This is a genomic window from Pokkaliibacter sp. CJK22405 (assembly GCF_046614695.1).
In the GTDB taxonomy this organism is placed as follows: Bacteria; Pseudomonadota; Gammaproteobacteria; order Pseudomonadales; family Balneatricaceae; genus Pokkaliibacter.
In genome coordinates this window covers 186,410-198,683 of record NZ_JBKKHQ010000001.1, presented here as the reverse complement: position 1 = coordinate 198,683, position 12,274 = coordinate 186,410, and the positions used below count along the sequence as shown (strand labels likewise).

The window sequence follows — 12,274 nt, the reverse complement described above, 5'->3', positions numbered from 1 at the left end:
CATGTCTAAAAATACCGCTCCTGTTATTACTGTGGATGGCCCCAGTGGTTCTGGAAAAGGTACCGTCTGTAAACGTCTGGCCGAAATGCTGCAGTGGCAGTTGCTGGACAGTGGTGCGCTTTATCGTCTTGTGGGGCTTGCCAGCCAAAAACACTCGATCGCGATTGAAAATGTTGATGCCATTACCACCTTGGCAGCCTGTCTTGATGTGCAGTTCAATGCACTGAAGGGTCATGAAGGAGTGAGCGTTATTCTTGAAGGTGAAGACGTCACTCGAGCCATTCGTAATGAAGAGGTGGGAGCGCTAGCGTCAAAGGTGGCCTCTTACCCTTCGGTTCGACAGGCGCTTCTTGATAGACAGCGCGCGTTTTCAACCGATCAGGGGTTAGTCGCGGATGGTCGTGACATGGGCACGGTAATCTTTCCTGAAGCACCTCTTAAGGTGTATCTCACTGCCTCCGCAGAGGAGCGAGCTCGCCGCCGGGTGCTTCAGTTGCAAAAGCAGGGGGCCAGTGCTAGCTTTGATAAGATTTTACACGATATTCAGGCGCGCGATGCGCAGGATATGAACCGCAGTATTGCACCGCTCAAACCGGCTTTGGATGCAGTCATTATTGATTCCAGTGAGCTGGACATCGACACCGTCGTCGCCCGAATTGGGCAACTCCTACGTGAACGAGAGCTGGTGTAGAAGATGTGTTTTCTTAGTTGGGTTCGTTGAGCTTTCCCAGACAGTCGCTCATCGGATTTCTTGTCATTGACCCATGCGGTCTGGTGCATGGTTAAACCGATGCAGAATTATTTCTGGCGTCACAGGAACGAACATGAGCGAGAGTTTTGCTGAACTGTTTGAAGAGAGCTTAAAAGATCTTGATCTCAAGGTTGGCTCTATCATCGAAGGAACCGTCGTCGCTGTCGACAAAGAGTGGGTGACAGTCAATGCCGGTCTGAAATCTGAAGGGGTTATCCCGGTCAGCCAGTTTCTGGATGATAAGGGAACTCATACCCTGTCAGTCGGTGACACTGTCACTGTAGCAGTCGAAGCCCTCGAAGATGGCTTTGGCGCTACCCGTCTCTCCCGTGAAAAAGCCAAGCGTGCTGAAGCCTGGGTCGAACTTGAAAAAGCGTTCGAGAATGGCGATACCGTTAAAGGCATTATCTCCGGGCGTGTCAAAGGTGGCTTCACGGTCGATGTCGATGCAGTTCGTGCCTTTTTGCCGGGCTCACTGGTTGATGTTCGTCCCCTGCGTGACACCTCTCATCTAGAAGGTAAAGAGCTTGAGTTCAAGTTGATCAAGCTGGATGCCAAACGGAATAACGTTGTCGTAAGCCGCCGAGCAGTGCTTGAAGCTGAAAATTCCGCTGAGCGTGAGTCTTTGCTCACCAACCTGCAGGAAGGCCAGAAGCTTCAGGGGATCGTTAAGAATCTGACCGACTACGGTGCATTCGTGGATCTAGGCGGTGTTGATGGTCTGCTGCATATCACTGATATGGCATGGAAACGTGTTCGTCATCCCAGCGAAATGCTTGCAGTGGGTGACGAAATTGATGTGATGGTCCTGAAGTTCGACCGTGAGCGTCAGCGCGTTTCCCTGGGCATTAAACAGCTTGGCGAAGATCCCTGGGAAAACATCAAGAAGCGCTTCCCGGAAAACTCGATTACTCATGCTCGTGTGACCAATCTTACCGATTACGGCTGTTTTGCCGAGATTGAAGACGGTATTGAAGGTCTGGTTCATGTGTCCGAAATGGACTGGACCAACAAGAACATTCATCCCTCCAAGGTCGTTCAAATGGGTGACGAAGTGGATGTGATGATTCTTGATATTGATGAGGATCGCCGCCGCATATCCCTTGGTATGAAGCAATGTGTTGCCAATCCTTGGGAAGCATTTTCTTCCAACTTTAATAAAGGCGATCGGATCAGCGGCAAGATCAAGTCCATTACTGATTTTGGTGTTTTTGTTGGTCTCGATGGTGGTATCGACGGTCTGGTTCATATGTCAGATATCACCTGGAATGAATCACCAGAAGAAGTGGTGAAGAACTACCGCAAAGGTGAAGACATTGAGACGGTGGTTCTCGCTGTTGATCCAGAGCGTGAGCGCATTTCTCTTGGTATCAAACAACTGGATGAAGATCCTTTCATGAGCTATGTCTCTCTCAATGAGAAGGGAGCTGTTGTTAATGCCAAGGTGATCAGTGTTGACGCCAAAGGTGCAACCGTTGAACTGGTTGAGGGCGTTGAAGGCTATATTCGAGCGGGTGAAATTAGTCGTGATGGCGCTGCAGATGCCTCTGCCGTGGTCAGTGTGGGCGACATGCTTGAAGCACGTATTCAGCAGATCGATCGTAAAAACCGCAATATTACTCTGTCCGTCAAAGCCAAGGATGTAGCGGAAGAAAAAACCGCTATGGAAAGCCTGAAACAGGCGACCACTGAAACCGCCAGTGGTCCAACCACCATTGGAGACCTGATCAAGGAGCAAATGAAAAAGTCCTGATCAGACAGCAAGAAATCTAACACGGCCTCAGGGCCGTGTTTTTGTTTGGGTGAATTACTTTCGCTAAACCCTTGATTAAAAAGACTGAGTAATTGATTTTCCTCGATCTTTTTTTTATCTTTAAAAAACGTAGTTTGTTTTTTGAACAATTGCTGATGTGGCTGAATATGGTTAACCAGTATCGACTGGTCACCTCAGTGCAGATTACAGATAGCTATTGGTGAAGTTTTCTCACGAAGACAAGCTGACTTAATCAAGGAGAAGGGCATGACCAAATCTGAATTGATCGAGCGTCTGATTGCTCGTCACCCAGAAATGCCGATCAGAGATGTCGAGATGGCTGTCAAAACTATCCTGGATCATATGTCAGAGTCACTGGCCCAGGGCGACAGAATCGAGATTCGAGGGTTTGGGAGTTTTTCACTTCACTTCAGGGCGCCGCGGGTTGGCAGAAATCCTAAAACAGGTGAATCAGTTCCCTTGGGCCCTAAATACGTTCCACACTTTAAACCTGGCAAAGAGCTACGAGATCAAGTCAACTGCGACTGATCAGCCGAAAGTCTTCTACTTAAAGAGTGATGCTTTCGTGTCATTGCATGTCTTCGCTTGGCGCATGCGTTGTGCTTCTTTACAATGCCGATACGTTAATTTGATGAAGTGAGGAATACTGTGCGTCTACTCAAAGGATTGCTGCTCGGTCTTGCCACGCTGGTTCTTTTGTTAATCGGCATCATGTTCGCTATCCATAACACCCAGCCCGTTCCTCTGGACTTTATTGTCTTCTCCCTGCCTGCTTTCAGCGTATCTTTCTGGCTGATTCTAAGCTTCTTTATTGGTGGAGTTATTGGTGTCTCACTGAGCGTGTTGATGCTGCTTCGCATGAAGGCAAAGGTATTGCAGCTTAAGCGTAAGCTGAATCAAAACAATACCGAGCTGGCTAAGCTCAAGTCTGCTCCACAAGTTTAATAAGTTCTCTGTTGCATGCATCCCTGGATATATCTTTTCGGGATTATTGCCGCGCTGCTCTTAGGCTGGTCAATGGGGTCCGGGCGCTTACGCAAACAGCGCTTGATGGCTATGGCCAGCCGTCTTCGTCATGAATATTATCTTGGCCTGCAACATCTCCTCAGCGATCGTAATGATGAAGCCATGGAGTCCTTTGAAAGGGCACTTGAGCTTGATTCAGATGCGATCGATATTCACCTTGCCGTAGCAGATCTTTTCAGACGAAAGGGTGATGTCGCAAGAGCGGTGCGTGTACACCTCAATCTTCTTGAACGAGGTGATCTTAGCTCAAGGCAACGTCAGCATGTCCGTATCGGCCTTGCGAGGGATTACCTGTCCAGCGGCCTTCTCGACAGAGCAGAAGATATCCTGCTGCAGTTTCTGAACCGACCTGAAACGACGAATCGCCTCGAAGTCCTCTCTTTGTTGGCTGATATCTATGAGCAGGAGCGGGATTGGGAAAAAGCTATTGATGTCATGTCCCGTTATCTGGCATTGCAGGACGATTCAGGTACCCGGGCTCGTATTGCGCATTATCACTGCGAGATCGCCGAACTTGCTCTTCAGCAAAAACATCCCTCCGATGCTCAACGCTCCTGGGAAGATGCTCTGAACATGAAGCGAGGAATGCATCGCGCTTTACTGGCACGCTGCCGCTGGGCTCTTCAGCAAAGTCACTGGCGAATTGCCCTCAGAGATATCAAAAGTTTCCGTCGATACAACAAGGAGCGCCTCGTTGAGGGCTTGAGCTTACTTCTCGAGGTCTATACAGCAATCGGCCACAGAGGAAAGTTGATCAAACTGCTGGAAGACTGGTATCAGGCTTCGCAGGCCAGCAGCATTTTGATTGCTCGGGCACGTTTAATGGAGTCACTGGATCGACCCGTCGATGATTTCTTTCTGGCACAACTTAAAAGCAGGCCAACATTAAAAGCGGCTTCCTATCTTTTAGCTCGTGTTGGCCCCGGCGCCGGCGGAGTTGTCGCCGATACACTGACGATTACACGCCGCACGCTGGATGACCTAACACAGGCAAGACCTGTATACTTGTGCGCAAATTGTGGCTTCAGGACCCGCCAATTACATTGGCAATGTCCCAAGTGCCGCACTTGGGATAGTGTCAAACCCATTACCGGGCTTGAAGGCGAATAAGTTAGTAGTCTTATCTGAGGAGAGGAGTTAATGATCTCCAGCCCCATCATTGTCGCCCTGGATTACCCCACTCAAGAAGCTGCACTGGACATGGCAAGTCAGCTTGATCCCAAGCAATGTCGAGTTAAGGTTGGCAAGGAGCTTTTCACACTGGCCGGACCTGCAGTGGTGGATGCACTTCAATCCAAAGGCTTTGAGGTTTTTCTGGATCTCAAATTCCATGACATCCCCAATACAACTGCAATGGCAGTGAAAGAAGCGGCCAAACTCGGGGTATGGATGGTCAACGTCCACGCATCAGGTGGTCGTCGCATGATGGAAAACTGCCGCAATGAACTGGATAAGCTGGGCGGAACATTGCCATTACTGATTGGCGTAACGGTTCTTACGAGTATGGATCGCGAAGACTTACGCGAGATTGGGATTGATCTCGAGCCACAGGAGCATGTCCTTCGACTGGCGCGTTTGGCAGAAGACTCAGGTCTGGATGGTGTCGTTTGCTCCGCTCAGGAGGCCACCGCACTTCGTTCTGTCGTAGCCGATCAGTTTGCTTTGGTGACACCAGGCATCCGTCCACCGACAGCAGAGCAGGGTGACCAGCGGAGAATTATGACCCCGCGTCAGGCACTGGATGCAGGCAGCAACTACCTGGTCATTGGACGCCCCATTACCCGAGCTGAAGTGCCTAATGAAGCACTGGTCGATATTCTGGCGTCTCTCGACTGACGCTTCAGATATTCCTCAGGCTTTTTGATAAAGCCGTATGACAGCCTGGATGGTGACATTCAGGCTGTTGAGTTTCAGTACGGCTTCTTTCCCCGCTACCGGCGCCTTGTAACCATGTGGTGTCATACAGAGCAGATTCTGAATCGCCACTTGCTCGAGCGTAATCTTGTCTGTAACACACTCCTGAGATTCCAGCGTAAAGCCCGCATGTTCAAGATTGGCTGGAGGTCCGCCACGGCGCACCTCGTCATACAGAGCCTCCCGCAACTCAAGTAAATGCTCATCTCCCGCTTCAAGAAGAAGAATCCTGCCGCCCGGTTTCAGGTAGGGGGCAAACCATTCAAACTGATAAAAACCAAAAGCACAGATAATAAGATCCAGACTTCCCGGCGCGAATGGCAAAGCGGCATTGCTGCCTACCAGCCATGTCACTCTGTTATTGCGCTTGGTGGCTGCCTGAACTGCCCACTTAGAGATATCGAGACCATAGGCATCAAGAGGCGCGAAATCCATCTCAACGTCTCGAGCAAGGCTGTCGATGTAAAATCCTTCGCCACATCCCGCTTCGAGAGCACTGTAGGTCGAGTTTTTCCCTTGCTGGAGTAATGGCTTTACCACTTCAGTCATCCGCTGACTAAAGCTATTAAAATGCCCTTCAGCGAGAAAATCACGACGAGCATTCACCATAACTTTGTTATCGCCAGGATCTTTCGAATGCTTTTTTTGAACGGGCAGCAGGTTCACATAGCCTTGCTTGGCTATGTCGAAGCTATGACCGTTAGCGCAGGAAAGCTGCTTTGATGAGGTAGTCAGTGGCTGCTGACATAGAGGGCAAACAAGGTTTACAGAGTTCAGCATGAGAAACGCGCAAGCTTAATGAAGTTTGCGCGTCAGTCTACCACAAAGGGGAATATTCAGGTCTTATGCATCAAGCGATTACCGCTGAGCTTCGACCAGCGTTTGCTGGTAATCCTTGTTATCAGGGGCCAATGCCACGGCTCGTTTGGCCGCCGAAATAGCACTATCACGATGCCCCAACTTGCCTTCGATCACGGATAAATTGTTATACAACGGCGCCGACTTCGGATGCTGAGTGATAGCCTGCTCGAGAATCTGTTGTGATTCTTTAAAAGCATGCATCTGATAGTAGACAACGCTCAGTCCTAATGCCGCTGTTTCGCTATCAGGCCAACGCTTTAACGCTTCTCCGTAAGCTTTATGCAAGTCTTCAGTGGTAAACGATTGCTCACTTTGGGCAATGGAATCCAGCGTCAGTTGCTGATCAGCAGAGGCGGGCATTTTTCCGGGAGGCAGGGCCACAAATGCCCAATTACCACCGCGTTGCCAGGTTCTGGCAAACGTTGTGACTGAGACTCGGTGGTTTTCATCCAGAGCGGAGTGCAGTACCAGCTCCTGATTCTTCGCGTCATAACCCGTCACCACAGCATAGTGCCACTGCGGATACCAGCTAAGTGCCAGGTTCTGGAAAACCAGTACAGGATTCCCTGCACTCAGCTCCTGAGTAATGGCATTCAATGTTCCGGGAATTCTAAAAGGAATCAGGCCAAAGTGCCGGGTCGCACCGAGCATTTCCACCTGAATACTGCCTTGCTTATTAGGCAGATAAACAAAAGGTTTAACCTTATCCGGCGTGGTATCCACGCCCTGATAATCTAAAACCATGGCCAGTGCGGCCGGACCACACTGGTACTCCTCCTGAGCAAAGAAAGGCACATTCTGAACATAAACGGATTGACCCACTGCCGTTGACTGCTGGAACTGATCTACCGTTTTAGGCGGAGCCAACGAACAACCGCTCAGCCAGGCAATCGCCATTGAACTGATGATCGCTCGCAATCCATAGCGAATCGAAGGACGCATCCGTTTCACTGCCAGATCCATCAGAATGTGCCTCTTCTCTTAATGATGGTTTACAAAACTGAATACATTGGTGAAACCAAGGATGTCAGTTACCAGTAACACCAGGAACACTAAGACAATAGCGCCGATGACGCCCTGACCTGCTGGTTGTTGATCGATCTTGTTGGCGACCATTTCAGCTTCCGCATTACTCAGGCTGGCGACTCGGGATTCTACACTGGCGGGGTCTACACCCTCAGCCAAGAGCCCTTGACGTACATCATCGCGCGCTAGCAAGGCATTCAGCCTGGCTTTAGCATCCTGCTGCTGAGACTGCTGAATAGAACCGGGAGAGATCATTGCTGCATTGGCAAAACCGGGAACGGTCGCGGAGACCAGTGAGAGAGAGACCAGCAGACTACCGGTCCAACGCTTGAAAGAGGCACTCTTACGCATATTGATTCCTTGCTGTTGTGTATTCGAACTGTTTTCCATCAGCCGAAACTACTAGTGCCGGCAGAATACTGATTTTCAAAGCAGCTGTAAGGGTTCAAAACATTTCAGTCGGTTTGCAGCGTGGCAGGAAGATGTATAAAAAATCGTTCATGCCTGCATTTTCGGTTAAAGTTTCAAGCTGCAATTTCCTGAGGAAGAGTACAAGTTATGGGTTTATTGGATTCGATTGCAAAGCTGTTTGGTGGAAATGGATCGTCCGGAGCGGTTGCTCAGGACAGTGCCGAAGCTCTTGAATACAAGGGTTTTGAAATTGTTCCTCAGCCGAGAAAAGTGGGGGCGCAATATGGCGTTGGTGCCACCATCAGCAAAGAGGTCGATGGAGAGCGTAAAGAACATTATCTGATTCGTTCAGATCAGGTAGGCTCCCGTCAGGATTGCATTGATCTGACCGTCATCAAGGCCAAGAGAACTATTGATGAGCAGGGCGAACGCCTGTTTGGTTAAACCTCAATTAAAATTCGTTTGTGGGGCTAAAGACTAAGAGACCTTCCTCTTGGCACGATATTGTCTGTGCTACGCTTTATTTATCAGGTTTCAGGTGCAGCGTTTACTGTACAGGAGGCAGTGATGGGAATAGCGGCAGTATTCGGGCAAAAACTGGCAAGTTATCTTGCCAGGCCCCGCTATGCGGAATCCTCCCGATCCACCTTTGATATAGAAAAACTTCGCTCGGTTATCAAACCGGGTGATGTCCTTCTTGTAGAAGGAACGAGTCGCATCAGTACGACGATCAAATATCTGACACAGTCTACCTGGTCTCATGCAGCATTCTATCTGGGAAGTTTTACTTCTTATGAGATTAGAACCCTTGGCATTGCCTATCAGATTAAAGAAAACTGGCCAACAGAACAGGAGAGTTTTTCTCTTCTCGTAGAGGCTGACATTCTTGAAGGTGTTCGTGTTGTACCGCTTGAGGAGTACCGAGGACTCCACACCAGAATCTGTCGGCCCGTCGGTCTAATGAAGCGTGATCTTGAGCAGTTAAGACACTTCTTTCTTGCCAGAATCGGTCATCAGTATGACCTGAAAAACATAGTTGATCTGATTCGTTATCTGGTGATTCCACCGATTCCAACACCCTGGCGTCGTGCTTTTTTAAGACTGGGCAGCGGGGATCCGACACAGGCTATTTGTTCTTCCCTGATTGCTCAGGGTTTTCAGGCCATTCAATACCCCGTCTTGCCGCGTGTATCCTGGATTGCCTGGCAGGATGCCAAAGGGGTTGAGCGCCGTGAGGAAATTCTGCACAAGCGCGATGCCAGCCAATATGTTCCCAGGGATTTTGATGTCTCGCCCTATTTTCAGGTCGTAAAGCCCAGCATAGAAGCAGGATTCGATCTAAGGGATTTACACTGGGCGCGCTCTGAGCAAAATGATCAGGCAGTTGTCGAGCAAGTCGAAGAAGGGTGGTAGTCCAATCAGTGATGCCGATAATCAATGAGGATAAAGTGGATAGCAATCTGCGGGATGACACTGATGAGATTTGGTGGATATATATCATCGAGACTCAATGCGGAAAGCTCTACACTGGCATTACCAATCACTTGCTGAGACGCTGGCAGCAACATAACACCGGCAAAGGCGCTAAATATTTTCGGGGACGCTCGCCAAGATCAGTGGTCTATCTTGAGCTTTCAGAGAATCGTTCTGCCGCCAGTAAACGTGAATATGCCATCAAACAATTGGGAACGAGAGCCAAAAGGGCGCTGGTGAATGAATTCTCGGAGCTAACGAGGCTATAATGTCTCCTTTTTGCTTGCCCGGATCCCCATGCCGATTTTCGACCTTTCCCATATCCGCCAAAGCTTCCCTCTGATAGAGCAGGAAGCCCGATCAGGTCGTGTCTATCTCGATAACGCGGCAACGACTCAAAAGCCTGAAGTGGTGATCAAGGCAGTTGAAGCCTTCTACCATTCCAGCAATGCCAATGTTCATCGCGCAGCTCATCATCTCTCGACAGAGGCTACACTGCGTTATGAAGCCGCTCGCGATAGCGTAAAAAACTTCCTCAATGCTCAGCATCGTGAAGAGATTGTATGGACGTCAGGCGCTACTGAAGCCATCAATCTTGTGGTGCAAACCTATGGACGGCGCTTCCTGCAGGAAGGGGATGAAGTCGTATTAAGCCTGTTGGAACATCACAGCAATATCGTTCCCTGGCAGCTTTTGGTCCAAGAGAAGGGGATCAAGCTACGTTTTCTCGAACCTGATGACGAAGGCAGGGTCAGTATTGACCAAATACGCTCGGTCATCGGCGATCGGACAAAGTTTGTCTCTGTCACCCAAATGGCCAATGCCACAGGTGACATACTCCCCCTGAAGGACATTATCGAACGTGCCCATGAGGTGAGCGCCAGGGTATTAATTGATGGTTCTCAGGGAATTGCACATGAGAGTGTCGATGTTCAGGCACTGAACTGTGATTTTTACGTTTTTTCTGGTCACAAGATCTATGCTCCGACAGGCATCGGCGCGCTCTACGGGCGTTATGAATTGCTGGAGATCATGCCTCCCTGGAAAGGAGGTGGCGAGATGATTGACCGTGTCTCACTGCACGGAACAACCTTTGCCTTACCTCCACTGCGTTTTGAAGCAGGTACACCGAATATCGCCGGAGTGATCGGATTGGGAGCCGCCATTGAGTGGCTCGCCACGATTGACCGAACCTCTGCTTTCGAATACGAAAGGCATCTTCGCCGCACCATGGTTTCACTCTGCCAGGAAGTACCTGGTTTCCGGCTGATTGGGCACAATGAAGATACCAGCATCCTGTCTTTTATCGTTGAAGGATCACATCCTCAGGATCTTGGCACACTACTGGACATGCAAGGCGTCGCACTGCGAGTAGGGCATCACTGTGCTATGCCGCTTATGGAGTCGCTCAAGCTTAACGGAACCTTGAGGGCCTCCATCGCGCTTTATAACACCACCGATGAAGTCGTTCATTTCGCCAGCGCTCTAAAAAAAGCAGTCACGGAGTTTTAAGACATATGCTGCCTTTGCTCGATGAGGCCTTTCTACCTCAATTCAAGGAACTACCCTTCGGTATCTCGCACCAGGCCAGTGTCGATTTCGATGCACTGGTGTCGATGGGATGGGAACAGAAATATCGCGAGCTTATGCGTCTTGGTCGTGACTTTCCTTTATTACCACTCGATATAGCGAAACAAAGCCAGAAGATTGAAGGCTGTGAAAGCGAAGTCAGGATGGCTGCGGTGAAAGATGAGGCCGGGCACCTATGGTTCTGGGGGCACAGTGAGGCACGTATCATCACAGGCTTGATTGCCTTGCTGCTTCAAAAGGTGAATGGTGCGAAAGCGGCTGATATCGCCCTGATGGAAATGGAGTCCTGGTTTCAGGAGACCGGATTGATCAAACACCTGAGCCAAACGCGCGGTAATGGCTTACGTGCCATCATGCGGGAAATCCATGCGCTGGCAGTGACGATTAAATAAGTGCAAAGGCACAAGATAGTGCAATTATAAAGCCCCGACTGGTGCACGACTTCGGGGCTTTCTTCTCTGGACTTTATACTTTCGCAGCGATTTTGCTGGCAACACGTGAAGCAGCAACCATCCCGAAACTGGCGGTTACCATGGTCACGGCACCAAAACCAGCGGCGCAATCGAGTCGTACAGGGCCTTCGCCAGGTTCTGGTTTTTGATGGCAAACCGTCCCATCCGGCGAGGGGTATCGGAGCTGCTCTGTCGAATAGACACACTCAATACCAAACTTGGCTTTCTCCCCCTTGGCAAAGCCGTATTGGCGGCGTAGCTGATTACGCACCCGTGCGGCCAGAGGATCGTGCTTGGTTTTAGCCAGATCAGCGACGAGAATTTGGGTCGGGTCGGTTTGGCCTCCCGCGCCACCGGTCGTCACTACCGGAATCTTGTTGCGCTTACAGTAGTTGAGCAGAGCGGCCTTCGCACGAACACTGTCTATCGCATCCACCACATAATCGAGCTCACCACCTAGCAACTGCGCCTGATTATCCTCGCCGATAAAATCATCCACTCTGATGACGTCGCATTCAGGATTGATCGCCAGAATTCGCTCTGCCATCACATCCACTTTACTTTTACCCACGGTAGGCCCCATGGCATGCAGCTGACGGTTAACGTTACTGATGCAGACCTCATCAAGATCAATCAGGGTGATCTTGCCAAAGCCGGTCCGCGCCAATGCTTCAGCGGCCCAGGAACCAACGCCGCCAATGCCGATAACGCAGACATGGCTTTTCGCAAACCTGTGCAGAGCATCCAGCCCGTAAAGACGAGCAATGCCGCTAAAGCGTGAAAGATAGGCTTCAGAGGGCTCAAAAACATCAGGAGAAGAGGCGGACATCGGCATAACCACAGGTTAGGAATGGACAGAGCGCGAAAGCTTAACTGATGGGTATGAAATGGCAAAATTTAGTCCTGTTGGCACCGATTCATAACGGCACAGGCGCATAAGCAACTCTAATGATGCTCTGAGTATCATTAGGCTATATTCATGACTCTGTTTGACCC

15 protein-coding genes are annotated in these 12,274 nt (G+C 50.0%); 11 read left to right on the top strand and 4 right to left on the bottom strand.

The window, feature by feature from the left end:
• Position 1 precedes the first annotated feature (1 nt).
• The 6 genes from cmk to pyrF all read left to right on the top strand — a co-directional run bounded on the left by cmk (position 2) and on the right by pyrF (position 5,387).
• A complete protein-coding gene (gene cmk, locus ACKC9G_RS00970; RefSeq protein WP_411403028.1) occupies positions 2-691 on the top strand; it encodes a (d)CMP kinase in 690 nt (229 codons plus the stop codon).
• A gap of 133 nt (positions 692-824) precedes the next feature.
• A complete protein-coding gene (gene rpsA, locus ACKC9G_RS00965; RefSeq protein ID WP_411403026.1) occupies positions 825-2,504 on the top strand; it encodes a 30S ribosomal protein S1 in 1,680 nt (559 codons plus the stop codon).
• 252 nt (positions 2,505-2,756) lie between these two features.
• The gene (gene ihfB, locus ACKC9G_RS00960) at positions 2,757-3,053 is read left to right on the top strand and encodes an integration host factor subunit beta (protein ID WP_411403296.1); all 297 of its coding nucleotides are present in this window, start codon (positions 2,757-2,759) and stop codon (positions 3,051-3,053) included.
• A 120-nt stretch (positions 3,054-3,173) separates the two neighbouring features.
• Positions 3,174-3,470, top strand: a complete 297-nt coding sequence (locus ACKC9G_RS00955) for a lipopolysaccharide assembly protein LapA domain-containing protein (RefSeq protein ID WP_411403025.1) — start codon at positions 3,174-3,176, stop codon at positions 3,468-3,470.
• Between the two features lie 105 nt (positions 3,471-3,575).
• Positions 3,576-4,661 carry a tetratricopeptide repeat protein gene (locus tag ACKC9G_RS00950; RefSeq protein WP_411403023.1) on the top strand — a complete coding sequence of 362 codons (1,086 nt, stop codon included), beginning with the start codon at positions 3,576-3,578 and terminating at the stop codon, positions 4,659-4,661.
• A gap of 30 nt (positions 4,662-4,691) precedes the next feature.
• Positions 4,692-5,387: an orotidine-5'-phosphate decarboxylase gene (pyrF, locus tag ACKC9G_RS00945; RefSeq protein WP_411403021.1), complete on the top strand. Its 696-nt coding sequence runs from the start codon at positions 4,692-4,694 to the stop codon at positions 5,385-5,387.
• A gap of 15 nt (positions 5,388-5,402) precedes the next feature.
• Here pyrF and ACKC9G_RS00940 read toward each other — a convergent pair whose 3' ends face one another.
• From ACKC9G_RS00940 to ACKC9G_RS00930, 3 genes are all read right to left on the bottom strand, one after another.
• Positions 5,403-6,245, bottom strand: coding sequence for a putative RNA methyltransferase (locus ACKC9G_RS00940; RefSeq protein ID WP_411403019.1), 843 nt, complete (start codon positions 6,243-6,245; stop codon positions 5,403-5,405).
• Between the two features lie 78 nt (positions 6,246-6,323).
• Complete coding sequence (locus ACKC9G_RS00935; protein ID WP_411403017.1) at positions 6,324-7,289, bottom strand: PA2778 family cysteine peptidase; 966 nt, start codon at positions 7,287-7,289, stop codon at positions 6,324-6,326.
• Positions 7,290-7,307: 18 nt separating this feature from the next.
• The gene (locus ACKC9G_RS00930) at positions 7,308-7,703 is read right to left on the bottom strand and encodes a PA2779 family protein (RefSeq protein ID WP_411403015.1); all 396 of its coding nucleotides are present in this window, start codon (positions 7,701-7,703) and stop codon (positions 7,308-7,310) included.
• Between the two features lie 207 nt (positions 7,704-7,910).
• Here ACKC9G_RS00930 and ACKC9G_RS00925 point away from each other — a divergent pair, with 207 nt between their 5' ends.
• The 5 genes from ACKC9G_RS00925 to ACKC9G_RS00905 all read left to right on the top strand — a co-directional run bounded on the left by ACKC9G_RS00925 (position 7,911) and on the right by ACKC9G_RS00905 (position 11,218).
• Entirely contained in the window at positions 7,911-8,207 is a 297-nt protein-coding gene (locus ACKC9G_RS00925; protein ID WP_411403013.1) for an HlyU family transcriptional regulator, read from the top strand.
• A gap of 66 nt (positions 8,208-8,273) precedes the next feature.
• Positions 8,274-9,176 (top strand): lipo-like protein, encoded by a 903-nt coding sequence (locus tag ACKC9G_RS00920; RefSeq protein WP_411403011.1) that lies wholly within the window; start codon positions 8,274-8,276, stop codon positions 9,174-9,176.
• 35 nt (positions 9,177-9,211) lie between these two features.
• A complete protein-coding gene (locus ACKC9G_RS00915) occupies positions 9,212-9,505 on the top strand; it encodes a GIY-YIG nuclease family protein (protein WP_411403009.1) in 294 nt (97 codons plus the stop codon).
• Between the two features lie 28 nt (positions 9,506-9,533).
• Positions 9,534-10,748 carry an aminotransferase class V-fold PLP-dependent enzyme gene (locus ACKC9G_RS00910; RefSeq protein ID WP_411403007.1) on the top strand — a complete coding sequence of 405 codons (1,215 nt, stop codon included), beginning with the start codon at positions 9,534-9,536 and terminating at the stop codon, positions 10,746-10,748.
• Positions 10,749-10,753: 5 nt separating this feature from the next.
• A complete protein-coding gene (locus ACKC9G_RS00905) occupies positions 10,754-11,218 on the top strand; it encodes a SufE family protein (RefSeq protein WP_411403005.1) in 465 nt (154 codons plus the stop codon).
• Positions 11,219-11,291: 73 nt separating this feature from the next.
• Here the strand turns inward: ACKC9G_RS00905 and tcdA are convergent, their stop codons facing one another.
• On the bottom strand, positions 11,292-12,107 hold the full coding sequence (gene tcdA, locus ACKC9G_RS00900; protein WP_411403003.1) for a tRNA cyclic N6-threonylcarbamoyladenosine(37) synthase TcdA: 816 nt from the start codon (positions 12,105-12,107) through the stop codon (positions 11,292-11,294).
• Between the last annotated feature and the right edge of the window lie 167 nt (positions 12,108-12,274).

What these genes read in the sequence shown, in the direction of transcription:
- cmk (WP_411403028.1), top strand. Translation starts at nt 2, where the DNA reads ATGTCTAAAAATACCGCTCCTGTTATTACTGTGGATGGCCCCAGTGGT.
- rpsA (WP_411403026.1), top strand. Translation starts at nt 825, where the DNA reads ATGAGCGAGAGTTTTGCTGAACTGTTTGAAGAGAGCTTAAAAGATCTT.
- ACKC9G_RS00950 (WP_411403023.1), top strand. Translation starts at nt 3,576, where the DNA reads ATGGCTATGGCCAGCCGTCTTCGTCATGAATATTATCTTGGCCTGCAA.
- pyrF (WP_411403021.1), top strand. Translation starts at nt 4,692, where the DNA reads ATGATCTCCAGCCCCATCATTGTCGCCCTGGATTACCCCACTCAAGAA.
- ACKC9G_RS00940 (WP_411403019.1), bottom strand. Translation starts at nt 6,245, where the DNA reads ATGCTGAACTCTGTAAACCTTGTTTGCCCTCTATGTCAGCAGCCACTG.
- ACKC9G_RS00935 (WP_411403017.1), bottom strand. Translation starts at nt 7,289, where the DNA reads ATGGATCTGGCAGTGAAACGGATGCGTCCTTCGATTCGCTATGGATTG.
- ACKC9G_RS00930 (WP_411403015.1), bottom strand. Translation starts at nt 7,703, where the DNA reads ATGCGTAAGAGTGCCTCTTTCAAGCGTTGGACCGGTAGTCTGCTGGTC.
- ACKC9G_RS00925 (WP_411403013.1), top strand. Translation starts at nt 7,911, where the DNA reads ATGGGTTTATTGGATTCGATTGCAAAGCTGTTTGGTGGAAATGGATCG.
- ACKC9G_RS00910 (WP_411403007.1), top strand. Translation starts at nt 9,534, where the DNA reads ATGCCGATTTTCGACCTTTCCCATATCCGCCAAAGCTTCCCTCTGATA.
- ACKC9G_RS00905 (WP_411403005.1), top strand. Translation starts at nt 10,754, where the DNA reads ATGCTGCCTTTGCTCGATGAGGCCTTTCTACCTCAATTCAAGGAACTA.
- tcdA (WP_411403003.1), bottom strand. Translation starts at nt 12,107, where the DNA reads ATGTCCGCCTCTTCTCCTGATGTTTTTGAGCCCTCTGAAGCCTATCTT.